This window comes from Methylobacterium indicum (assembly GCF_001043895.1).
Taxonomy (GTDB): Bacteria; Pseudomonadota; Alphaproteobacteria; order Rhizobiales; family Beijerinckiaceae; genus Methylobacterium; species Methylobacterium indicum.
Map to the genome: position 1 here is coordinate 15,813 of NZ_JTHF01000024.1, position 21,924 is coordinate 37,736.

Genomic DNA, 21,924 nt, shown 5'->3' on the forward strand with positions numbered 1-21,924 from the left:
CACAGCTTTAACAGCGCGATTAACGTATGTGAAACCTCCGTGCGATCAAATCAATTTCAGGTTGATCAACTCGGGGTTGCTCATGCCGGCATCACGCTCCCTCGTGGCCGCGTTCGCGCGGCAGCGATCGGGCTCGGCCGCGGTCGAATTCGCGATCGTGGCGCCCGTCCTTCTCGCCATCCTGTTGGGAATCATCGCCTTCGGGAGTTATCTCGGTGCTGCGCATTCCCTGCAGAACGCGGCCAGCGAATCCGCCCGGGCGGCCGTCGCGGGTCTGGATTCGGCCGAGCGGGTTGCCCTCGCGACCTCGGCGGCACAACGTAGTGTTGTTGCGAGCACGATTTTGCGGCCCGATGCCGTCACCATCGAGGCGAAGCCGGATACCGGCGACCCGGACATCTTCACCGTCACGCTGCGCTACGACCTCAAGACGACGCTGCTCAACGTCTTCCCCCGGTCGGTGCCGCTGCCCCAGACCCTCTCGCGCTCCGCGAGTATCCGGAGGGGCGGGCTATGAGAGGGTGGCCCGTGAAGGACCGGCTCGGCCGGCTGGGATCCGACGAGGCGGGCTCGATCCTGCCGCTGGTCGCGGTGGTGTTGGCGATGCTGTGCGGCATCGCCGGCCTCGGGGTCGATCTCGGCCTCGTCTATCTCGAGAAGCGCCGCATCCAGTCGGCGGTCGATCTCGCCGCCCTCGCGGCGGCCCGGGCCAGCGACGGCGCCGCCGCGGCGACGCGGGCGCTCGTCGACAACGGCTACCGCATCCCCGACGACGTCACGGTCACCCCGGGCACCTACGTGCCGGACCGCGCGATCCCGGCCGCGAGCCGCTTCACCCCGGGTTCGAGCGCCCCCAACGCCATCCGAATCCGGCTCGCCAACACGGTGAGGACCGCCTTCACGCGGATCGTCGGCGGTCCGTCGAGCTTCGTCGTCTCCGGCGACGCGACGGCCCGGCGGGCCGAGCTCGCCGCGTTCGGCATCGGCTCGCGTCTCGTCGGCTTGGATGCCGGTATCGCCAACGCGCTGCTGTCGCGCCTCTTGGGCACCACCGTGTCGCTCTCGCTCATGGATTACCGGGCGCTCGCCGCCCTGCGGGTCGATGCCCTGGGCTTCCTGCGCAGCGCGGCGCCCCGGATCGGTCTTCAGGCCGTGACCTACGACGACGTGCTGAAGGGCAGCCTGCGCCTGTCGGACTTCGTGGCCCTGCTCGGCCAGGCCTCCGAGCCGGCGAGCGGGAGCGCCGCCGCTCGCGCGAGCCTCAACGCCCTGACCGCCGCCCTGAGCGGGACCGGGACCTCGGTCCGCCTCGCGGGCCTGCTGACGGCGGGCGAGATCGGGTCGTCCCCGGTGGCGCAGACCGGAGAGGCCCTCTGGGTCAACGCCCTCGACATGATCGGCGGGGCGGCCTTCCTGGCCAATGGCGGCCGGCAGGTCGGGCTCGACCTCGGCACCGCCGTGCCGGGCCTCCTGCGCGCGTCGGTCTCGCTGCGCACCGGGGATGCCTGGCACACCTCCGGCTTCACCGGGATCGGCGGCAGCCTGAGCACGGCCCAGCAGCGCATCCTCGTCGAGCTGTGGATCCCCGGACCGGTCGGCCTCGTGGATCTCTACCTGCCGATCGCGATCGAGCTGGCGCCCGCGCGCGCCGTGCTGCGCTCGGTCGTCTGCCCGTGGAACGCCAGCAACGAGCGCACCGCGACCCTCGACGTCACCACCGGCATCGCGGCGCTCTCGATCGGCGCGATTCCGGCGAACGCCCTCGACCTCGGAACCCCGCGTCCCGCTCCCACGCCGGTGACGATCCTGAAGGCGCCGCTCCTCTCCGTCACGGGCGTCTCGGCGGTGCAGCTCGGCGCGTCGACCCGGTCCCTGACCTTTACCGACGACGACATCCGGACCGGGCGTATCCGGACGGTGTCGACCACGACGCTCGTCACCTCGGTGACCGCCTCGCTGCTCGCCAACCTCGACCTTCAGATCAACGGTCTGTCGCTGCCGGGCCTCGTCGACCCGAAGGGCCTGGTCGCCACGGCGCTGGGCGCCGCGGCGGGGCCGATCGATGCCTTGCTGTTCTCGATCCTGGGCCTGGCGGGCGTGCAGCTCGGCGCCGCGGACGTGGCCGTCACCGGCACCCGGTGCGGCGGTGCCGTCCTGGTGCAGTGATGCCAAGAGCATCGACGCGGATAGCGGACAAGACCCGTCGGACCGACTTTCCGCCCGGACGAGAAATTCAGTAACGCGACCGTCGCGACGCTTTTCTGGATACCGCTCTTCCTCCCGCCACCCTTCGTCTTCGCCGTGCAGGAACGTCGCGCCCGCGCGAGCCCCGAATCACGTCCGTCTTCACCGAGGTCGTTCGATGTACCGCCCGATCGCCTGCCTGGTCGAACAGCACGCCGCCTGGGTCGTCCCGCTCGCCGGCCTGATCTGCTGGGTCTCGCTCCACACGGCCCTGCGCCTCAACCGGCACAGCCTCGACACGGTCGGGATGGGGCGCTGGGTCTGGCTCGTCGTGGCGAGCTTCTCGGCCGGGGCGGGGATCTGGTGCACCCACTTCATCGGAATGCTCGGCTACGATCCCGGCTTCACCATCGGCTATCGCCTCGACGGGACGCTCCTGTCGCTCGTGGCTTCCGTCCTCTCGGTGCTGGCCGCCTTCGGGGCGAGCCGTGCCCGCAACCGCGCAGTGGCCTCCCTCGGGGCCGGCCTGATCCTCGGCCTCGGCGTCGCGGCGATGCACGGCGTCGGAACTCTCAGCCTCCAGGTGCCCGGCACGCTCGCCTGGGACCAGCCGCTGGCGCTCGCCGCCGTCGCGGTCGGCTGCGCGCTCGCCACGGCGGGATTCGCGATCCATGGCGGTCCCGCCCGGCCGCACAGCCGCCTCGTCGTCGCCACCGTGCTCACGGCCTCGGTCGCCGCCATGCACTTCACCGCGATGGCCGCCCTGGTGATCGTGCCCGACCTGATGCCGGTCGAGACCGGGGCGATCCTGCCCCGCCTCGTGCTCGCCGCCAGCATCACGGCGGTGATGCTGAGCATCCTCGGCTTCGGCGTCCTGGCGCTCTTCGCCGACCGCACCCTGCGGGCCAACGCGGCCCTGCGGGCGAGCCAGACGGCGTTGCGTGTCAGCGAGGAGCGGCTGGCGCTCGCCGTCGATACCGACGGATTGTGGGACCTCACCCTGACGACCGGGGCGATGTGGCTGTCCGACCGCTGGCAGACGATGCTCGGCTACGCCCCCGGCGAGCTCGACGGCCGTATCGAGACCTGGCACGGCCTCGTCCATCCCGAGGATGCCGCGAAGGTCGTGCGGCTCCTCGACGACCACCTGACGGGACGAACGGCGGTCTTCGAGTGCGAGCATCGCCTGCGGCGCAAGGACGGCGCCTGGAGCTGGGTCGTCGCCCGCGGCAAGGTCGTCGGCCGCGACGGCGACGGGGCCGGGGAGCCCGGCCGCCCGGTCCGCATGGTCGGCCTCCAGGTCGACACGACGCTCCGGCGCGAGGCCGAGCGGCGGATCGCCCACATGGCCGTGCACGACGCCCTGACCGGGCTGCCGAACCGGGTACTCTTTCGCGAGCGCCTGAGCGAGCGGCTCGCGGGCGCATCGACCCGGCGCGGCAGCGTCGCGGTGCTGGCCTGCGACCTCGACCGCTTCAAGGCCGTCAACGACACCTACGGCCACCCGGCGGGCGACGCGCTCCTGAAGGTCATCGCCGACCGCCTGCGCGGCGTCGTGCGCAGCGCCGACACGATCGCGCGGCTCGGCGGCGACGAGTTCGCGATCATCCTGGACCGGATCGACGACCCGCGCTGCATCGACGGGATCGCGCAGCGCCTGATCGAGGCGGTGGAGCGGCCGGTCCCCCTCGGGGGCGTCGTGGCCGGGGTCGGGATCAGCATCGGCATCGCGGCCGCGGACGGCGAGACCGACGCCGACGACCTGTTCAAGAAGGCCGACATCGCGCTCTACCGGGCGAAGGCGGAAGGCCGCAACACGTTCCGTTACTACGTGCCCGGGATGAACGAGGCGATCACCCGCCGCGCCCGGCTCGAACGCGACCTCCACGCCGCCCTGGGCAGCGCCGGTGGGCTGGTGATGCACTACCAGCCGATCCTGCGGGGCGCGGACGGGGCGTTGTGCGGGTTCGAGGCGCTGATGCGCTGGCGCCATCCGGAGCTCGGGCTCGTCGCGCCGTCGCACTTCATCCCGCTCGCCGAGGAGACCGGCCAGATCGTAGCGCTCGGCGCCTTCGCCCTGCACGAGGCCTGCCGGGCCGCCGCGCGCTGGCCGGGGGACCTGCGGGTCGCCGTCAACGTCTCGGCCATCCAGCTGCGCCAGCCCGGCCTGGAGCAGACCGTGGTGGCGGCGCTCGCGGGGGCGCGCCTGCCGGCGGCGCGCCTCGAGATCGAGATCACCGAGAGCGTCCTCGTCGAGGACGACCCGGCCTCGCTCTCCTGCCTGCAGCGCCTCAAGGCGCTCGGGGTGCGCATCGCGCTCGACGATTTCGGCACCGGCTACTCGTCCCTGAGCTACCTGCGGCGCTTCCCCTTCGACCGCATCAAGATCGACCGCTCGTTCATCCGCGACATCGCCGATGCGGACACCGCGGCGATCGTCGGGGCCATCGTGGGGATGGCGGCGCATTTCGGGGCGACCGTGACCGCCGAGGGCGTCGAGACGCAGGATCAGTTCGAGGCGGTGCGCGCCCGGGCCTGCACGGAGGTCCAGGGCTACCTCTTCGGCCGTCCGGTCCCGGCCCGGGAGGTGGACGATCTGATCCGCCGCCAGGCTCCCCGTCCTGCCGGCCAGGCCGCGGCGTGATCCCGCCCGAGGGATGCCCTCGGTGGGCGAAGTGACGCGGGGTCGAGGCCGGCGACGACCCGCCCAACGGACCGGAAGCGCGCTATCGTTTCGTTCGGGCGCGATCGAAGCGTCCCACAGACGATCGGCCACCGGGGCATCCGGGGCGGTTCAGGGGAGTGACCGATGCGACGCCTCGTCCCGACGACGGCACTGGCCGCCTGCCTCGCCCTCCTCGGGACCGGCCCGGCCCCCGCCGAGCAGGACATGCTGCTCGGGGCCGACATGGCCTCTCCGGCGATGACCCGGGCCGAGATGACCCGGGCCGACGTCGAGGCGTTGATCGCCCGCGCCGCCGGCCGGCCGATCGATCTCTCCGACAAGGCTCTCTCCGGCCTCGATCTCTCGGGGCTCGACCTGCGGGGCGCGAACCTGCGCACCGCCCGGCTCAACAGGGTGAATCTGCGCGGCGCGGACCTCAGCGGCGCCAACCTCGAACAGGCCTGGATCATCAAGGCCGACCTGACCGGCGCGAAGCTCGTCGGCGCCCGGATGTTCGGCATCACCGCCCGGGAGGCGAACCTGACCGGGGCGGACCTCAGCCGCGCCGTGCCGATCGGGGACTTTCGCGGCGCGACCATGCGGGGCGCGACGCTCGTCGGCCTGCGTGGCGGGGCGGACCTGCGCAACCAGTCCATGGGCCTGATGCGGGCGGTGTTCGTCTCGGTGAACCTGTCCGGCGCGAACCTGACGGGGGCCGATCTCGGCCGGGCCCGGCTGGACTTCGCCAACCTCGCGGGCGCCGACCTCACCGACGTGGCGCTGACCGGCGCGGACCTGTCGGGGGCCGACCTCACCGGCGCGACGGTCGCGGGCGCCGACTTCCGCAGCGCCGATGTCGGCGGGGCGAAGCTCGTCGACCTCAAGGGCCAGGATCGCGCCCGGGACTGGGCGCAGCGCGTCAACGCCGACCGCGCCGTCCTGCGGCGGCCCGAGTGAGCCGGTGAGGCAAGGTCCCGCTCAGGTGCGCCAGGGATGCGCCGGCAACTCGGTGTCGCCGATGGCCCGGGCCCCGGCGAGCGCCACCGCGTCGTCGTTCTCGACCGACGAGCCCGATACGCCGATCGCACCGGACATCTCGCCGGTCTCGTCGACGATCGGGATGCCGCCCGGGAAGGTGATCAGCCCGTCATTCGAGTGCTCGATGCCGTAGAGCGGGCCGCCGGGCTGCGAGAGACCGCCGATCGCGCCGGTCTTCATGCCGAAGAACACCGCGGTCCTAGCCTTCTTGTGCGCGATGTCGATGGAGCCGACCCAGGCGCCGTCCATCCGGTGGAACGCCTTCAGGTTGCCGCCCGAATCGACGACGGCGATGCACATCTGCGTGCCGAGTTCGACCGCCTTCTCCCGCGCGGCGCGGATGGCGGTCTCGGCCTGCTCGATCGTCACATGCATGCGCGTCTCTCCCGGAAGCCCGCCGTCCCCGACGGAACGGAGGGCGCGCTGGTTCGACGGACGACTCTCGTGATCATCGGGCCGGCGTCAGCCCGGACCTTCGTCCACGAGACCCGACAGGAACGATCGGCGTGGGCCGGACACCTAAGCAGATTTCGCCGAAGCGGACACCGTTTCGGCGAAATCTGCGACAAGACAACAACCTGAGCGGGCGAAGCGGTGGCCTGCCAATGCAAGTCTGCTTGGCGGCGCCGGGCCCCGCTCCGTCTCACGCCGCGGGCCTCGCCCCGCGATCCGCGCCGGGCCGGCGCTCCATGGTGAGCCGATGGAGCGCCATGCCGGCGAGCATCGCGGCGACGAACACGGCGACCGCGGGCAGGCCGAGGACGAGGCCGGCGAGGGCCGGGCCGGGGCAGAAGCCGGCGAGCCCCCAGCCGATGCCGAACAGGGCGGCGCCGGCGAGCAGCCGGGCATCCACCCGCCGGTTCTCCGGCACCGCGAAGCGGGCCGCGAGGACGGGGTGCGCCATGCGCGTCCGGGCGAGGGTGCCCAGCGCCGAGACGCCGACCGCCCCGGCGAGCACGAAGGCGAGGCTCGGATCCCAGGCGCCCGCGAGATCGAGGAAACCCAGGACCTTGCGTGGGTCCATCATGCCCGACAGGGCGAGGCCGAGGCCGAACAGCAGACCGCTCGCGACGGCGGCGAGGAGGCGGAGGGCGCTCATCGGGCCAGTCCGTGCCGGACGAGGAAGACGGTGAGGATGGCGCAGGCCATGAAGGTCGCGACCGCCGCGAACGAGCGCGGCGACAGCCGGGCGAGGCCGCAGACCCCGTGCCCGCTGGTGCAGCCGGAGCCGAGCCGCGTCCCGAACCCGACGAGGAGGCCGGCCAGCACCAGGACCGGCCAGGACGCAACGCTGCCGACAGCCGGCCAGTCGCCGGAGACGAGGCGGTACAGGACCGGACCGGCGAGGAGCCCGACGAGAAAGGCCAGCCGCCACGCCCGGTCGCGGGCCTCCGCTCCGGCCAGACCGCCGAGGATGCCGCTGATGCCCGCGATGCGACCGTTGGCGAGCAGCAGCAGCGCCGCCGCGGCGCCGATCAGGGCGCCGCCGGCGAGGGGATCGAGGTAGGCCGTCACGGGAGGAATCTCCTGTCTTGCTCCGGTTCGCGAGAGCCGGACGGCATCCGGCCGGGTCTCGGATCATCCGTCCTGTCGATCTCGCATCGTCGATGCCGGGCCACACGCTCGGCGACAATCCGAGACCGGAACCCATGGTCGTTTCGACGAGCGTCGGTATCATTCCTCCGCGCGCAGCGGCCGGCTGAGCAGGCCGGCGACGGCCTCGTCGAGATGCAGCGTGCCGGCGACGAGGCCCGCCACCGCCTCGGCCACCGGCATCTCGACCTCGCGGCGCCGGGCCAGCGCCACCAGCCCGGAGGCGGTCAGGGCGCCCTCGGCGAGCTTGCCGCCGGCCGCGTCCTCGAGGCTCGCGCCGCGTCCCAGGCGCTCGCCGAAGGCGAAGTTGCGCGATTGCGCGGAGGCTGCGCTGAGCACGAGGTCGCCGAGGCCCGACAGCCCCATCAGGGTCTCGGGCCGGGCCTCCCAGGCGCGGGCGAAGCGCATCAATTCGGCGAAGCTGCGGGCAACGAGGGCGGCGCGGGCGCTCTCGCCGAGGCCGCGCCCGATCACCGCCCCGCAGGCGATGGCGAGCACGTTCTTGGCCGCCCCGCCGATCTCGACGCCGCGCGGGTCGCTGCCGTGATAGACCCGGAAGGTCGGCCCCGACAGGGCGGCGGCGAGGGCGGCGGCACGCGCCCCGTCGCGGCTCGCGAGCGTCACGGCGGTGGGCAAACCGCGGGCGACGTCCGCCGCGAAGCTCGGGCCCGACAGCACCGCCAGGGTTGCTCCCGGCGCGGCCTCGGCGGCGACGTCGGTCATGAACGCATCGGTGCCGCGCTCGATGCCCTTGGCGCACAGGATCAGGGCGGCGTCCGGCGCGAGGTGGGGACGCAAACCCGTCAGCACGCCGCGCAGGGTCTGGGCCGGGGTCACCACCAGCACCGCCTCGGCCCCGGCGAGGTCCGCCGGGTCGGCCGTGGGCGCGACGCCCGGGTGCAGCGTCACGCCGGGGAGGTGGCGGGCATTCTCGCGCGAACGGGCCATGGCGGCGGCGGCCTCGCCGTCGCGCATCCACAGCGTCACCCGCCGCGGCGCGGAGGCCGCCGCCGCGTTGGCGAGCGCCGTGCCCCAGGCGCCGCCGCCCAGGACTGCGACCGGTCCGACGGTGGTCGTCGGCCCGAGGGTGCTCATGCTGCATCTCCGGCAAGGAAATCCGCAGCCGCCAGCCGGTAGAGCCGGTGCGGCCGCAACGGGTGGCCCTCGGGCAGGGCCGGGTGGTCGAACCCGCCGACCGCCGCCATGCCGAGCCGCTCCATCACCCGCCAGGACGGTTCGTTGAGGCTGGCGGTATAGGCAAAAATCTCGGGCAGGGCGCAGCGGGCGAAGGCGTCGGCGAGGGCGAGGCGAGCGCCGCGGACCGCGAAGCCCCGGCCCCAGGCCGGGCGGGCGAGCCGCCAGCCGATCTCGACGAGGCCGGCCTCCCGGCCGATCAGCGAGCCGAGGGGCAGGGGCCGGGCCGGCCGCCAGCAGCCGACGAAGCCGACGAACCCCTCCGGGGCCTCGACGGCCCAGGGGCCGAACCCGTCCTCCTCGAAGCGCCGGGCGAGCGCCCGCGCCTCCGCCTGGCTCTCCCGGGCGGTCTTCGGCGCGGGGAAGAAGCGCATCACCGCCGGGTCGGCGCAGAGCGCCGCGAAGGGCGCGTCGTCGGTCAGCCGCCAGCGCCGCAGCGCGAACCCGTCGCCGGGCAGGCTCGCGGGGGGCTGGGGCACCGGGCGCTTGCGCCGCCACAGCAGCGAGCGGTGGTTGAGCACCGCGAGGTCCTGCCGGCCGGCCAGCACCGCCTCGCCGAGGGCGAGGGCGACGTCGAGGCGCTCGGGCGGCATGTTGGCCCAGGCGGGTGGGGCGACGCTCTCGCGCCAGGGCCCGCCGCAGGCATTGTCGAGCAGGATGCGGGCAAAGCAGTGGTTGCGCGAGACCGGCCAGTCCGGGCGCCCGCCCGCCGCCTCGGGCAGGCGCTCGTCCACCAGGGCCCGCCAGCGGCGGCGCTGTGCCTCGACCTCCGCGGGGCTCATCCGGCCGCGGGGGAGCGGGCGTCGGACCGGGCCTGCGCGAAGGGCCAGCGCGGCCGGGCCGGCGCCGTGATGTCGTCGGTGAGGCCGAGGCGCAGGCGCTCGATCCCCGCCCAGGCGATCATCGCGCCGTTGTCGCCGCAGAGCGGCAGGGGCGGGGCGACGAGGGGCAGGCCGGCCTCGCCCGCCTGGTGGGTGAGGGCCCGGCGCAGGGCTCCGTTCGCCGCGACGCCGCCCGCGGCGACCAGCGCGGTCGGATGGCCGGCGACGTCGCCGAAATCGCGCAGGGCCACCCGCACCCGATCCACCACCACGTCGACCACCGCCGCCTGGAAGCCGGCGCAGAGATCGGCGACGTCCTGGTTGGTGAGCGGCGCGATGCGCTCGGCCTCGATCCGCAAGGCCGTCTTGAGGCCCGAGAGGGAAAAGTTCGGCTCGCGCCGGCCGAGCATCGGGCGCGGCAGGGCGAAGCGCTCGGGGTCGCCGGATTCGGCCGCGCGCTCGACCTCGGGGCCGCCCGGATAGCCGAGGCCCAGGAGCTTGGCGACCTTGTCGAAGGCCTCGCCGATCGCGTCGTCGATGGTGCCGCCGAGGCGCACGTAGTCGCCGACGCCCTTCACGGCGACGAGCTGGGTGTGGCCGCCGGAGGCCAGCAGCAGCAGGTACGGGAAGGCGAGGCCGTCGGTCAGCCGGGCGGTCAGCGCATGCGCCTCGAGGTGGTTGACCGCCACGAGGGGCTTGCGGGCGACCAGCGCCAGGGTCTTGCCGGTGACGAGGCCGACGAGCACGCCGCCGATCAGGCCGGGTCCCGCCGCCACCGCGATGCCGTCGAGGTCGGCGAGCCGCAGAGAGGCGGTGTCGAGGGCCCGGGCGACCAGGCGGTCGAGCACCTCGACATGGGCGCGGGCCGCGATCTCCGGCACCACGCCGCCATAGGCGGCGTGCTCGGCGATCTGGCTCAGCACCTCGTTGGAGCGGATGACGGCGCGCCCATCCTCCTCCACCGCCACGATCGCGGCCGCGGTCTCGTCGCAGGTGGTCTCGATCCCGAGGACGTTCATGGCGTGGGGGTGGTCTCGCGAGGGGGCTGGCACGCCGCGCGGCGGCCGGTATGGTGCCACCAGATAACCCGCCGGCACGGGGCCGGCCAAGGGGTCGAACGTATCAGCCGGGTCGATCGTGTCCGTTCGGCCGATCGGTCCGGTGGGGGCGCGGGCCGGATCGCGGGAAGGGGAGGATGGCGTGACGGGGCCGACGGAAGGCGGGACCGCCCTGCGGGTCTGGGTCGCGCGGCCGCTGCCGGCCGGGCGCCGCACCGCCGAGCGCGTCGCCGCCCTCGGCCACCGGCCGCTCCTCGCCCCCGTCCTCGCCCTGGCGCCGAGCGGCGCGCCGCCGCCCGACGGTCCCTTCGACGCCCTGGTGCTGACGAGCGCGAGCGCGATTCCGGCGGTGGCGGGCACGCGGTTCGCGGCCTTGCCGGCCTATTGCGTCGGAGGCCGCACCGCGGCCGCCGCGCGGGCGGCGGGACTCGGGTCCGTCCACGAGTCCGTCCATGAGGCCGCGGGCGATGCCGCGGCGCTGGCCGGACTGATCGGCCGCACCCTGCCGCCCGGGGCGCGCCTCCTTCACGCCGCCGGGCGCGAGCGCAAGGACGAGCCGGCCGCGACGCTCGGGCGCCGCGGCTACCGCCTCAAGGTCTGGGTCGCCTATGCCGCCACGCCCCTGCCGGCCCTGCCGGAGGCCGTCGCGGCGGCCCTGGCCGACCAGGGCCTCGCCGAAGGAGGCCTTGCCGAAGCGAACCGTGTCGACGGGAGCCTCGACGCGGCCCTGCATTATTCGCGGCGCAGCGCCGCGACGGCGCTCGGTCTCGCCCGGGCGGCGGGCCGGGAAGCGGGATTTCGGCGCCTTGTGCACCATTGCCTGTCGGCGGACGTCGCCGCGCCCCTGGTCGCGGCCGGCATCCTGTCCCATGTGGTCGCGGCGCGGCCCGACGAGGACGCCCTGATGGCCGGACTCGCCTCCGTCCACCCGGAGTGTGACGCAGAGGCGTCGCCGGCCCTTCGCCCGGGCCGGGACCGATGCTAAGGGACGATGAATCAGCGCCCGGGCGGGATCCTGCCCCGTGGACGCGCTCCAGCCGAGCCGACGGGCCCGCCTTCGCGGCGGACTCCCGGCCCGACCCAGAGGTGAGGATCTTTCGCCGTGAACCCATCCGACAAGGACCAGAAGGATTCCCGCAACCGTTCCGGCGGGCGCGGCGGCAACCCGGCGGATGGGCCGATCATCGACCTGAAGGCCACCCGCGTCGCCGACGCGCCGAAGGCCGAGCCGGGCAAGGCCGAGGCGGGCAAAGCTGAGGCGGGCAAGCCCTCTTCGCCCGCGGCGGCGTCCGCGCGTCCTGGCGAGCCGACGAAGAGCGGCGAGGCGCCGAAGCCCGGCGCGACCGGGACCGTACCGGGCTCGGCAACGGCGTCCGGCGCGTCCGCGGCGAAGCCGGCCGGCGCCACGGGCGGCCCGACGGGACCCACGGGCTCGACCGGTTCCACCGGCCCGAGCGGGGCGACGGGCGGGGCGACGGGATCGGCCACGGCGACGAAGCCGGGCGAGGCCGCCAATGCGGTGGAGACCAAGCCCGGCGCGACGGGATCGACCGGGTCCACGGGACCCGCGGCGTCGGCCATGCCGGGGAGCACCGCGAAGCCCGGCACCCCTCCGGTCGCCACCGGCCCCGGCAGCGGGCCGCTCAAGCTCGGGGATGCCAAGCCGGGCGAAACCAAGCCGGGCGAGACCAAGCCGGGTGAGACGAAGGCTGCGGACGCGAAGCCTGGCACCTCGCCGGCCGGCGTGCCCGGCATCAAGCCCGCGATCGACAGCAAGGCCCCGACCGCCGGAACCGGCGCGACGACGGGCGCCGCCGCGGCGGGCTCCGGCCCGAACCCGGCGAGCCCGAAGGCCGTGGGCGCGACCGGCACGACCGTTGCCGGAGCGACGGGCACGGCCCCCACGGGCGCGACCGGCGCCACCGGGGCACGCCCTTCGACGGTGCCGAAGACCGGCCCGCAGGCGGGCGCCGCCGCCGGGAGTGCGGTCCCACCGAAGGACACCTCCAAGGAACCCCCCAGGACCACGGCGGCGACCCCGGTCGTCCCCACCCCGGCCCGCTCGGGCGCCGGCTTCGGCTCGCTTCTCGCCGCCTCGCTGCTCGGCGGCGTGGTCGGTGCGGGCCTCCTCTACGGCGCCACCACCTACGCCCCGGCCTACGGCATCAACCTGCCGAAGCCCGCGACGCCGCAGGCGCAGGACGCGGTGCCGCTCGATCAACGCCTCGCCGACCTCGCCCCGCGCGAGAGCGTCCAGGCCCTCGACCGGCGCATCGCCTCGATCGAGCAGACCGTGCGACCGCTCCCCGACGCGGTGCGGGCGGCCGATGCCGCCGCCAAGACCGCGACCCAGCGCGCCGACGAGGCCCTGCGCAAGGCCGAGGCCGCTCCCGCCGGTCAGACGGCCCCCACCGCGCAGGCTCCCGCGACGCAAGCCCCCGCGACCTCGGCGCCGGCCGCCGGCATCGACCCGGCGCGCCTCCAGGGCATCGAGAAGCAGCTCGCCGACCTCCAGGGCCGCGGCGGCGGCGATGCCGGCCTGCGCCAGCGGGTCGACGGTCTCGCCCAGGCGGTGACGGCGCTCCAGGGCCGGAACGACGGCGCCGACCTGCGCGGCCGCCTCGACGGGCTCGACAAGGGCCTGAAGGCGCTCCAGGCCGATCTCGGCACCCGTACGGCCGCCGAGGAGCAGGCCGACAAGGCGCTGGGCCAGCGCATCGACGAGCTGCGCCAGGCCCTCGACACCCGGGCAAAGGCCGCCGACCAGCGCGCGGACGGGCTGCAGCAGGCCTTCGACGCCCGCACCAAGACCGTCGACCAGCGCCTCGCCGACCTCGCAAAGTCGGTCGAGGGCCGGGCCGAGGCCGGCACCGTCCAGGCGGCGCTCCGGGTCGTCGCCGCCGACCGCATCGCCAGCGCGCTCGCCTCGGGGGCGCCCTATGCCGACGCGCTCGCCACCCTCAAGCAGCTCGATCCCGGCCAGGCCGGGGCGCTCGCGCCGCTCGAGCCCTTCGCCCAGAGCGGCGCCCCGACCGCGGCCTCGCTCGCCCAGAGCTTCCAGCCCGTCGCCGCCAAGCTGAACGCCGCGGCGCTCGCCGCGCGGCAGAAGGCGGTCGCGGAGCGCGGCAGCATCACCGACCGGCTGACCAGCATGGCCGAGTCGATCGTCTCGGTGCGCAAGGTCGGCAGCGAGGGCGCGGCCCCGGCGGCGAGCACCCCCGCCGATCCGACCGAGGCCGGCGTGGCCAAGGTCCAGGACGCGCTGGCCCGCGGCGCGGTGGCGGATGCCGCCAAGGCCTTCGACGCCCTGCCGGAGCAGACCCGCCAGGAGGCCGGCGATGTCGGCCAGCGCCTCAAGGCCCGGGCCGCCGCCGGCGAGGCGGCGCGGGCCCGGCTCGCCGCCGCCTTCGCGGCGATCCAGGGTCCGGCGACCCGCTGACCACCTGACGCAGTGCGGCCGCCTGCCCGGGCGGCCGCGGGAAGCAACCTCCCGGGGCTCGATCGACGCCCCCTCGCGCGCCCGGTGCGGCAGCGCGGCTTTCTGGAGTTGATGGACCGATGTGGCGCGCACTCGCCTTCGTGGCACTCCTCGCCCTCGCCGCCTACGGGGCGGTCTGGCTCGCCGACCGGCCCGGCGTGGTCACCGTGACCTGGGGCGGCTACGAGCTGGCGACCAGTCTCGCGGCGGCCCTCGTCGGCGTCATGGTGCTCGCCGTGGTGCTCGGCTTCATCTGGGCCTTCGCCCGCGGCATCCTGAACCTGCCCGAGCGGCTGACCCTGTCGAGCCGGCGCCGGCGCCAGGCCCGCGGCTACAACGCGCTCTCGCGCGGCATGGTGGCGGTGGGCTCCGGCGACCCGGTCGCGGCGCGCCGCCATGCCGGCGAGGCCGAGCGCCTGCTCGGCAACGAGCCGCTCGCCCTGCTGCTGACCGCCCAGGCCGCCCAGATCTCGGGCGACCGCGCCGGGGCCGAGCGCGCCTTCCAGCGCATGGTCGACGATCCCGAGACCCGGGTCCTCGGCCTGCGCGGCCTCTTCGTCGAGGCCCGGCGCCAGGACGACGAGACCACGGCCCGCGCCTACGCCATCGAGGCCTCCCGCCTCGCCCCGAGCGTGACCTGGGCCAATGAGGCGGTGATGGAAAGCCAGTGCGCCGACCGCGACTGGGCCGGCGCCCTCGACACCGTGTCGCGCCGCGCCGCGCTCGGCCTCTCCGACAAGGCGGCGATGCGCCGCCAGCGCGCCGTGCTGCTCACCGCCAGCGCCCTCGACCTCGAGGCCGGGGATCCCGAGCGCGCGCTCGCCCAGGCCCGGGAGGCGGTGAAGCTCGCCCCCGACCTGGTGCCGGCCGCCGCCCTCGCCGGGCGCCTCTTCGCCCGCCGCGGCGATCTCAAGCGCGGCGCCCGGGTGGTCGAGGCGGCCTGGCGCGCCGGCCCGCATCCGGACCTCGCCCGGGTCTATCTCGACCTGCGCACCGGTGATTCGAGCCGCGACCGCCTCGCCCGCGCCGAGACGCTGGCCCGGATCTCGTCGTGGCATCCGGAATCGCGCTTCGCCATCGCCCGCGCGGCGCTCGACGCCCGCGAATTTGCCCGGGCCCGCGACGTGCTCAGCCCGCTGCTCGCCGACCAGCCGACCGTGCGTGCCTACGAGACGATGGCGGAGATCGAGGAGGCCGAGCACGGCGCGTCCTCCGGCAAGGCCCGCGAGTGGCAGGCCCGCGCGGCCCGCGCGGCCCGCGACCCGGCCTGGTGCGCCGACGGCCTCGTCTCCGACCGCTGGGCCCCGGTCTCCCCGGTGAGCGGCCGCCTCGACGCCTTCGTCTGGCAGACCCCGCCCGATCTCCTGGGCCGCGCCTCCGCGGGCCCGGCCCACGCGTCCGCGCCCGGCGCGACCAATGGGACCGCCGCCCCGAAGACCGGCACCATCAACACCCTGGCCTCCGGTGCCTCGGGCCCGGCGGTGGTGCCGGTGCCGGTGACGATGCCGGAGGTGGTCGGACCGGGGCGCTGACCGCGCCGCGGACGATGGGCGGCGTCGCATCCGGGCGGGGGCGTCCGGTTGCGGCACAGACCGAGGACGCCGCCCGGCCCCGGATCGGGCGACGCTCAGCCCCGGCTCTCGCCCAGGACGCGCGGCCCTAAACAGACTTGCGTTGGTAGGCCAACGCAAGTCTGTCGAGACTATGGCTTTATCTCAGATTTTCTGCGCCGAACCGGTACCCACTTCGGCGAAATCTGCTTAGCCGATCCCCGCCAGGAGCTCGACGACCGTCTCGGGGTGGGGCACTTCGACGTCGTGCGGGACCGCCAGTTCGCGGTAGGTCCAGCCGGATTTCGCCCGCGCCCGCTGCCGGCTCGGCTCGATCGCGGCGAGCGCCGGGTTGGTATAGGCGACATAGGTCACCGGCAGGCCGGCACCGGCGGGTTTGGAGAGCCGCACCGGGCTCTCGTAGGTGCCGATCGGGTGCGGCCGCAGGCGCTGCATGAACCAGTCCTTGGCCGGGCCGGCCGGAATCGGAAACGCCTCCGGGCCGGGTACCGGCAGGGCCACCCCAGCCCCTTGCTCCAGCGCCACCTTGCGCCGCGCGTCGGCCATGCCGGCGGGCAGGATCGTGAAGGCGGTGTCGCCGGTCTCGGGGATCAGCGCGTCGAGATAGACGACGTGGCGGATGCGGTCGGTGAGGCGGTCGGCGACCCCGGTCACCGCCATGCCGCCGTAGGAATGCCCGACCAGCACGACGTCGCGCAGGTCCTCGAAGGCGAAGACGCTCGCCACGTCGTCGATATGGGTGTCCACCGTGATCTGGCGCGACAGGAGGTGGCTGCGCTCGCCGAGCCCGGTCTGCGTCGGCGTGAAGACCCGGTGCCCGCGGCCGCGAAGGCCCGCCGCCACATCGCGCCAGATCCAGCCGCCGCCATAGGCGCCGTGGACGAGGACGTAGGTCTTCGAAGCCGCGCCTTGCGCCTGCGCCGCGCCCGGCGCCAGGGCCGCCGCCGCCAGGGAGACGCCCGCCAGGGCCGTTCTGCGATTGACCGTCACGCGCTGTGTCCTCCGGATCGTTCTCGAGTTTGTTCGTTCTTGAGTTTGTTCGTTCTTGCCACGTTGTAGCGGCGGAACGGCCCGGGTCCACCGCGATGTATGCGCGGGACGCGGCTCGCGCGCCGCAGTACCGGTGCTATGGAGGGGTGACCGACACGCTTGAACCAACGAGGGCACGAGCCGCCGATGACCCATGCGGAGACCGCCACGCCGCCGGACCTCGCCGGTACCCTGTCGCCGCGGATGCAGGGCATCGGCACGAGCCAGATCGGCCTCGTCGCCGACCGGGGCCGGGACGATCCCGAGGTGGTCAAGCTGTGGATCGGCGAGGGCGACCTGCCGACGCCGCCCTTCATCGTCGAGGCCGCCCACAAGGCGATGCTGGCCGGGCATACCCGCTACGCCACCTCGCTCGGCCTGCCGCGCCTGCGCGAAGCCCTGAGCGCCTACCACGCCCGGCACTGGGGCGTGGACGTGCCGCCGGAGCGCTTCGCCGTGACGGCGGGGGGCATGAACGCCATCATGCAGGCGGCCCAGGCGCTGCTGGAGCCCGGCGACGAGATCGTCATTCCCTCGCCGGCCTGGCCCAACCTCGCCGAGGCCGTGCGCATCACCGGCGGCGTGCCGGTGACGGTGCCGTACCGGGTGCAGGGAGACGGGCGCTTCGCCCTGCCGCTCGCCGACATCGAGGCCGCCCTGACGCCACGCACCCGCGCCGTCGTGGTCAACTCGCCCTCGAATCCGACCGGCTGGATCATGCCGCTCGACGAGATGAAGGCCCTTCGCGACCTCGCCCGGGCGCGGGGGCTGTGGATCGTCGCCGACGAGGTCTACGCCCACTTCGCCTACGGCAACGCCATCGCGCCGTCCTTCCTGCAGATCTGCACCGAGGACGACCGCCTGATCGTCACCAACACCTTCTCGAAGAACTGGGCGATGACCGGCTGGCGCGCCGGCTGGCTCATCGCGCCGCGGGGTTTGGCCCCCACCTTCGCCAAGCTCGGCCAGTACAACACCACCTCGATCCCGACCTTCATCCAGCATGCCGCCGTGACCGCCCTGGAGGAGGGCGACGGCTTCATCCGCCAGATGGTCGGCCGCTGCGCCGAGAGCCGCGAGATCCTGGTCGAGGGCCTGTCGCGGCTGCCCGGCATCACCGTGTCGGTGCCGGAGGGGGCCTTCTACCTGATGGCCCGGGTCGCGGGCCCCGGCACCCCGCGGCCGGAGGAGACCAGCCTCGCGATCGCCTTCCGGCTCCTGGCCGAGGCCAAGGTCGGCGTCGCGCCCGGGACCGCCTTCGGGCCCGAGGGCGAGGGCTTCATCCGCCTATGCTTCGCCATCAGCCCCGGCCTCGCCCGGGAGGCGGTGGCGCGGCTCTCCGCCGTCCTCGGCCGCTGAAGAAGGGCCCCCGATGTCCGAGCCGATCGCGTTCCTGGGCAATCTCGATCCCGACGAGGAGGCCGATTTCCTCGCCGCCCTCGGCGCCGCTCTGCCGGAGGAAACCATCCGGCCGTTCCGCACGCTCACGCCCGACGAGCGCGCAACGGTGCGGATCGCCATCGTGGCCAATCCCGATCCGGCCGAGGTGGCGCTGCTGCCGAACCTCGCCTGGATCCAGAGCCTGTGGGCCGGGGTCGAGCGTCTGGTGCGCGACCTCGGTCCGGGGACCGCGCCGATCGTGCGGCTCATCGATCCCGAACTCGCCCGCACCATGGCGGAAGCGGTGCTCGCCTGGACCTACTACCTGCAGCGCGACATGCCGGCCTACCGGCGCCAGCAGGAGACCGCGACCTGGCGCCAGCTCGCCTACCGTCCGCCGGGCGAGGTCCGGGTCGGGCTCCTCGGCCTCGGGGCGCTCGGGAGCGCGGCGGCCGCGCGGCTGGTGCAGGCGGGGTTCCGGGTCGCGGCCTGGACCCGCGCGCCCAAGCCCGTGCCGGCGGAGGTGACGGCCTATTCCGGGCCGGAGGGCTTGCCGGACCTCTTGGCGGCGAGCGACATCGCGGTCTGCCTGCTGCCGCTCACCGAGGAGACGCGCGGCCTCCTCGATGCCGGGCGCTTCGCCGCGATGAGGCCCGGGGCGGCACTGATCAATTTCGGCCGCGGCGCGATCGTCGATACCGACGCGCTCGTCGCCGCCCTCGATACAGGCCGGGTCTCGCACGCGGTACTGGACGTCTTTTCGGTCGAGCCGCTGCCGCCGGATTCGCGCCTGTGGCGCCATCCGGGCGTGACCGTGCTGCCGCACATCTCCGGGCCGACCACGCCGGGCAGCGCGGCGGCGGTCGTCGCCGGCAACGTGCGGGCCTACCGGGCGACGGGGCGCATCCCCGCTTCCGTCGACGTGGCGCGGGGGTATTAGCTCAGGCCACCCGCCGCAGGACCGGGGGCAGGGGCGGGATCACGACCGCCAGCTCGTCGGGGGACCGGGCCTGCTCTGGGCGGTTCGCGCGCTGGAGCCAGGCCAGGGCGCTGCGGGCCGCATCCTCGGCCTGGCGCGCCCGCTCCTCGGCGGCGGCGACCCGGGCATCCGCCCCGGTCTCGATCCTTCGCGCCCGCTCCTCGGCCTCGTCGATGCGCTGCCTCGCCTCGTCGAGCCGCTTATGGGCGCTGCGCAGGAGGCTCCGGGCCTGCGCCTCGCGCCGCCGGATCTCCGCATCGGTCTCCTCGACGATCCGCGCGGCGGTCTGGACCTGGGCGATCAGCCGGTCCCAGTCCCGGGGCGGGGAGCGGCGATCGATGGAGCCCAGGCCGCTCTCCGCGTGGCGCTCGACGACCGACCGGATCACCGCCGCGAGATGCGGGTGGCCCTCCGGCGAGGAGCGATCCTCACAGGCGCTCCGCCGCGCCGCGCGCTGGCTGGCGAAGAAATCGACTCCCATGACGTCCGTCCCGTCGCTCCAGCCGGGTCGCCCCGAATTTCCGTCGCAAGCCTCGCTCATCGTGGTTAATTGACGATTAAATCTGGCAGATATCGGCCCCATCGCCCTTGGGGAAGGAACCATTTTCCGCCGATATCGGTGTGTCACGGACGGAACGATCGTGCCCTAGACATTGGGGCCATGCGTCCGGCCGTGGCCGCGACGGCAAGGCTCTACGGAGGAACCGTGAGGAGGGAGCGAGATTCAGCCGCACCGGACATCGCCGCCGACGAGACGCCGCAACCGCCTGAGCCTCTGACTTCCCCCTTAACGTCGCGGTTCCCCGGTGAAACCTCGATCGACCGAGGAGCGATCTGTCGCCAAGCACGATCTGCGGAAAACGCGATGATGTGGAGATGTCCGATGAGGCTCCCGGCGGCCCCATCCCGGGATGCGGTCGAGCGCGCGGGAGACATTGTCTCGACCGCCTGCCAACCATGTCGTGCGAGATGACGGACATCGGGAAGACCCGGAAAAGATCGCCGGGAGCTCGCGTGCGGCCCGACCTTCGCCATTGACGCCTCCGGGTCGCAGGGCTTAACCGGCGATCATGCGCAGGGCCTCGCCGCAACGATCGATCGGCCGCGCGACCATCGCGGTGGTCGCGCTCTATGCGCTATGCCTGCAGGCTCTGTTCGGCGCGCTCGCGCCGGTGCCGGCCGTCGCGGCCTCCGGCGCGGTGATCTGCCAGCACGATGCGGGCGACGGCTCGCCCCGGACCGGCACGCATTGCGCCCTGGCCTGCTGCGTCGCGGCCCATCACGTCGCCCTCGCGGTCCCGGTCCTCCTCGCCTTCGGGTTCGCCTGGGACGGCCCGCGCCCGCCCGAACACGCTCCGCCCGCCGCCGACGAGGTCCCGGCCCGGGCGCCGCCCGACCGCATCGCCAGCCCGAGGGGACCGCCGCAGGCCTGATCGATCCCGTTCGCCATCGATCGCCCGCCTGTTCGGATCCCCAACCCCATGTCCACATTCTCCGCCGCTCCCGCCGCGGGGCGCGCGTCCTCGCGCGGCGTTCCCCCGCAGGGAGGCGCCTTGCGCGACGCGCTCTACCGCGCGGTCTGGCGCTGGCACTTCTATGCCGGCCTTCTCTGCCTGCCGTTCCTGATCCTCCTGTCGGCCACCGGCTCGGTCTACCTGTTCAAGGACGAGATCAACCGGACGCTGTTTGCCTACCGCACGGTGGTGCCGGTGCGCGCGACGCCGCCGCTCTCGCCCGAGCGGCTGATCTTCATCGCCGCCGAGGCGGTGCCGGATGCCGCGCCGAAGACGTTCGCGAGCCCGGACGCCCCCGACCGGGCGGCGATCGTCACCATGGCCGGGCCGCAGGGCAGGACGCTCGTCTATCTCGACCCCTATGACGGCGCGGTGCTCGACCGGGTCGGGCGCGACGCCGAGGCGATGATGGTGGTGCGCCGCCTCCACAGCCTGGCCTATTTCGGCCCGGTGGCGAACGGACTGATCGAGGTCGTCGCCGGCTTCACGGTGATCCTGGTCCTGAGCGGAATCTATCTGTGGTGGCCCCGCGGGCAGGGGGGCGGGGTCGTCACCGTGCGCGGGACGCCGCGGCGGCGGGTGTGGTGGCGCGATCTGCACGCGGTCACGGGCTTCGTCGCCGGGGCGGGCCTGCTGTTCCTCGCGACGACCGGGCTGCCATGGTCGATCCTGTGGGGCGATCAGGTCCGGGCGATCTCGAACCGGGCCGGGCTCGGCCAGCCCAGTGCTCTCTGGGCCCGGGTGCCGGTCTCGACCGTGCCGATGGGCGAGGTTCTCGACACGGCGGGCTGGGCGCTGGAAGCCGCGCCGCTGCCGCGCTCGGAAGGACGGTCTCCCGGACGGGATGGGGTTCCGATCGGCATCGACCGGGCCGTCGCGATCATGACCGGGCTCGGCATGCCGGCGGGCTACGAGCTCGCCCTGCCGGAGGGCCCGGCCGGGGTCTACGCGGCCGCCGCCTATCCGCGCGACGTCACGCGCCAGCGGATGATCACCCTCGACCAGTATAGCGGCCGGCCGCTGGTCGATGTGCGCTTCGGCGATATCGGCCTCGTCGGGCGCGGCATCCAGTACGGGATCGGGCTCCACAAGGGCGAGCTCGCAGGGCGGGTGAACCAGCTCCTCATGCTGGCCTTCTGCCTCGCCACGATCCTGCTCGCGGCGAGCGCCGCGGTGATGTGGTGGAAGCGCCGGCCCGCCGGGCGCCTCGGCGTGCCACCCTGGCCCGGGAACCGCCGGGTCGTCGGCGGCGTCACCGGGATCGTCGTCGCGCTCGGAATCGTCTTTCCCCTCACCGGGCTGGCGATCCTCGCGATGATCGCGCTCGACGCCGCGTTCATGGGCCTGCGCCGCACATCCCGGCGCCCCGCCGCCGCCTGATCCGACGCCGGCGCGACCCGCGCCGGGCCCTCGCATCCTC

Annotated in this window: 19 protein-coding genes; 11 read left to right on the forward strand and 8 right to left on the reverse strand. The window is 74.2% G+C overall.

Annotated features, from left to right (window positions below):
- Positions 1-103 precede the first annotated feature (103 nt).
- From QR78_RS03400 to QR78_RS03415, 4 genes are all read left to right on the forward strand, one after another.
- Positions 104-517, forward strand: coding sequence for a TadE/TadG family type IV pilus assembly protein (locus QR78_RS03400; RefSeq protein ID WP_158004008.1), 414 nt, complete (start codon positions 104-106; stop codon positions 515-517).
- Positions 514-2,166 carry a pilus assembly protein TadG-related protein gene (locus QR78_RS03405; protein WP_082171840.1) on the forward strand — a complete coding sequence of 551 codons (1,653 nt, stop codon included), beginning with the start codon at positions 514-516 and terminating at the stop codon, positions 2,164-2,166. Before QR78_RS03400 ends, QR78_RS03405 begins: the two co-directional genes overlap by 4 nt.
- A 196-nt stretch (positions 2,167-2,362) precedes the next feature.
- A complete protein-coding gene (locus QR78_RS03410) occupies positions 2,363-4,828 on the forward strand; it encodes a bifunctional diguanylate cyclase/phosphodiesterase (RefSeq protein WP_048426089.1) in 2,466 nt (821 codons plus the stop codon).
- A gap of 165 nt (positions 4,829-4,993) precedes the next feature.
- The gene (locus tag QR78_RS03415; RefSeq protein WP_048426090.1) at positions 4,994-5,806 is read left to right on the forward strand and encodes a pentapeptide repeat-containing protein; all 813 of its coding nucleotides are present in this window, start codon (positions 4,994-4,996) and stop codon (positions 5,804-5,806) included.
- A gap of 21 nt (positions 5,807-5,827) precedes the next feature.
- On the opposite strand, the gene QR78_RS03420 is transcribed toward QR78_RS03415, so the two are convergent.
- The 6 genes from QR78_RS03420 to tsaD all read right to left on the reverse strand — a co-directional run bounded on the left by QR78_RS03420 (position 5,828) and on the right by tsaD (position 10,514).
- Complete coding sequence (locus tag QR78_RS03420) at positions 5,828-6,262, reverse strand: GlcG/HbpS family heme-binding protein (protein WP_048426091.1); 435 nt, start codon at positions 6,260-6,262, stop codon at positions 5,828-5,830.
- Between the two features lie 268 nt (positions 6,263-6,530).
- Entirely contained in the window at positions 6,531-6,986 is a 456-nt protein-coding gene (locus QR78_RS03425) for a DUF6691 family protein (RefSeq protein ID WP_048426092.1), read from the reverse strand.
- A complete protein-coding gene (locus QR78_RS03430) occupies positions 6,983-7,402 on the reverse strand; it encodes a YeeE/YedE family protein (RefSeq protein WP_048426093.1) in 420 nt (139 codons plus the stop codon). The genes QR78_RS03425 and QR78_RS03430 overlap by 4 nt, the downstream gene beginning before the upstream one ends.
- A gap of 159 nt (positions 7,403-7,561) precedes the next feature.
- Positions 7,562-8,575, reverse strand: coding sequence for an NAD(P)H-dependent glycerol-3-phosphate dehydrogenase (locus QR78_RS03435; RefSeq protein ID WP_048426094.1), 1,014 nt, complete (start codon positions 8,573-8,575; stop codon positions 7,562-7,564).
- Complete coding sequence (locus QR78_RS03440; RefSeq protein WP_048426095.1) at positions 8,572-9,456, reverse strand: GNAT family N-acetyltransferase; 885 nt, start codon at positions 9,454-9,456, stop codon at positions 8,572-8,574. Before QR78_RS03440 ends, QR78_RS03435 begins: the two co-directional genes overlap by 4 nt.
- A complete protein-coding gene (gene tsaD / locus QR78_RS03445; protein WP_048426096.1) occupies positions 9,453-10,514 on the reverse strand; it encodes a tRNA (adenosine(37)-N6)-threonylcarbamoyltransferase complex transferase subunit TsaD in 1,062 nt (353 codons plus the stop codon). The genes QR78_RS03440 and tsaD overlap by 4 nt, the downstream gene beginning before the upstream one ends.
- Before the next feature lie 211 nt (positions 10,515-10,725).
- On the opposite strand from tsaD, the gene QR78_RS03450 reads away from it, so the two are divergent.
- The 3 genes from QR78_RS03450 to QR78_RS03460 all read left to right on the forward strand — a co-directional run bounded on the left by QR78_RS03450 (position 10,726) and on the right by QR78_RS03460 (position 15,563).
- Positions 10,726-11,538, forward strand: a complete 813-nt coding sequence (locus QR78_RS03450) for a uroporphyrinogen-III synthase (RefSeq protein WP_048426122.1) — start codon at positions 10,726-10,728, stop codon at positions 11,536-11,538.
- Between the two features lie 117 nt (positions 11,539-11,655).
- Positions 11,656-13,992, forward strand: a complete 2,337-nt coding sequence (locus QR78_RS35820; RefSeq protein ID WP_048426097.1) for a COG4223 family protein — start codon at positions 11,656-11,658, stop codon at positions 13,990-13,992.
- Between the two features lie 119 nt (positions 13,993-14,111).
- Entirely contained in the window at positions 14,112-15,563 is a 1,452-nt protein-coding gene (locus tag QR78_RS03460) for a heme biosynthesis protein HemY (RefSeq protein WP_082171707.1), read from the forward strand.
- Between the two features lie 228 nt (positions 15,564-15,791).
- Here the strand turns inward: QR78_RS03460 and QR78_RS03465 are convergent, their stop codons facing one another.
- Positions 15,792-16,592: an alpha/beta hydrolase gene (locus QR78_RS03465; protein WP_244276383.1), complete on the reverse strand. Its 801-nt coding sequence runs from the start codon at positions 16,590-16,592 to the stop codon at positions 15,792-15,794.
- Positions 16,593-16,778: 186 nt separating this feature from the next.
- Here QR78_RS03465 and QR78_RS03470 point away from each other — a divergent pair, with 186 nt between their 5' ends.
- Both QR78_RS03470 and QR78_RS03475 read left to right on the forward strand, forming a co-directional pair.
- Positions 16,779-17,990, forward strand: coding sequence for a pyridoxal phosphate-dependent aminotransferase (locus QR78_RS03470; protein WP_048426098.1), 1,212 nt, complete (start codon positions 16,779-16,781; stop codon positions 17,988-17,990).
- Positions 17,991-18,003: 13 nt separating this feature from the next.
- On the forward strand, positions 18,004-18,951 hold the full coding sequence (locus QR78_RS03475; RefSeq protein ID WP_048426099.1) for a 2-hydroxyacid dehydrogenase: 948 nt from the start codon (positions 18,004-18,006) through the stop codon (positions 18,949-18,951).
- 1 nt (position 18,952) lies between these two features.
- Here the strand turns inward: QR78_RS03475 and QR78_RS03480 are convergent, their stop codons facing one another.
- A complete protein-coding gene (locus QR78_RS03480) occupies positions 18,953-19,471 on the reverse strand; it encodes a hypothetical protein (protein WP_053220776.1) in 519 nt (172 codons plus the stop codon).
- Positions 19,472-20,060: 589 nt separating this feature from the next.
- Here QR78_RS03480 and QR78_RS34800 point away from each other — a divergent pair.
- Together QR78_RS34800 and QR78_RS03490 are read left to right on the forward strand one after the other, a co-directional pair.
- Positions 20,061-20,423, forward strand: coding sequence for a hypothetical protein (locus tag QR78_RS34800; protein ID WP_048426100.1), 363 nt, complete (start codon positions 20,061-20,063; stop codon positions 20,421-20,423).
- 48 nt (positions 20,424-20,471) lie between these two features.
- Positions 20,472-21,884 (forward strand): PepSY-associated TM helix domain-containing protein, encoded by a 1,413-nt coding sequence (locus QR78_RS03490; RefSeq protein WP_048426101.1) that lies wholly within the window; start codon positions 20,472-20,474, stop codon positions 21,882-21,884.
- Positions 21,885-21,924 lie beyond the last annotated feature (40 nt).

Excerpts from the sequence above, each read along its gene's own strand:
- QR78_RS03435 (WP_048426094.1), bottom strand. The coding sequence starts at position 8,575 with ATGAGCACCCTCGGGCCGACGACCACCGTCGGACCGGTCGCAGTCCTG.
- tsaD (WP_048426096.1), bottom strand. The coding sequence starts at position 10,514 with ATGAACGTCCTCGGGATCGAGACCACCTGCGACGAGACCGCGGCCGCG.
- QR78_RS03490 (WP_048426101.1), top strand. The coding sequence starts at position 20,472 with ATGTCCACATTCTCCGCCGCTCCCGCCGCGGGGCGCGCGTCCTCGCGC.
- QR78_RS03410 (WP_048426089.1), top strand. The coding sequence starts at position 2,363 with ATGTACCGCCCGATCGCCTGCCTGGTCGAACAGCACGCCGCCTGGGTC.
- QR78_RS03460 (WP_082171707.1), top strand. The coding sequence starts at position 14,112 with ATGTGGCGCGCACTCGCCTTCGTGGCACTCCTCGCCCTCGCCGCCTAC.
- QR78_RS03475 (WP_048426099.1), top strand. The coding sequence starts at position 18,004 with ATGTCCGAGCCGATCGCGTTCCTGGGCAATCTCGATCCCGACGAGGAG.
- QR78_RS03425 (WP_048426092.1), bottom strand. The coding sequence starts at position 6,986 with ATGAGCGCCCTCCGCCTCCTCGCCGCCGTCGCGAGCGGTCTGCTGTTC.
- QR78_RS34800 (WP_048426100.1), top strand. The coding sequence starts at position 20,061 with ATGCGCAGGGCCTCGCCGCAACGATCGATCGGCCGCGCGACCATCGCG.
- QR78_RS03480 (WP_053220776.1), bottom strand. The coding sequence starts at position 19,471 with ATGGGAGTCGATTTCTTCGCCAGCCAGCGCGCGGCGCGGCGGAGCGCC.
- QR78_RS03420 (WP_048426091.1), bottom strand. The coding sequence starts at position 6,262 with ATGCATGTGACGATCGAGCAGGCCGAGACCGCCATCCGCGCCGCGCGG.
- QR78_RS03440 (WP_048426095.1), bottom strand. The coding sequence starts at position 9,456 with ATGAGCCCCGCGGAGGTCGAGGCACAGCGCCGCCGCTGGCGGGCCCTG.
- QR78_RS03470 (WP_048426098.1), top strand. The coding sequence starts at position 16,779 with ATGACCCATGCGGAGACCGCCACGCCGCCGGACCTCGCCGGTACCCTG.
- QR78_RS03415 (WP_048426090.1), top strand. The coding sequence starts at position 4,994 with ATGCGACGCCTCGTCCCGACGACGGCACTGGCCGCCTGCCTCGCCCTC.
- QR78_RS03405 (WP_082171840.1), top strand. The coding sequence starts at position 514 with ATGAGAGGGTGGCCCGTGAAGGACCGGCTCGGCCGGCTGGGATCCGAC.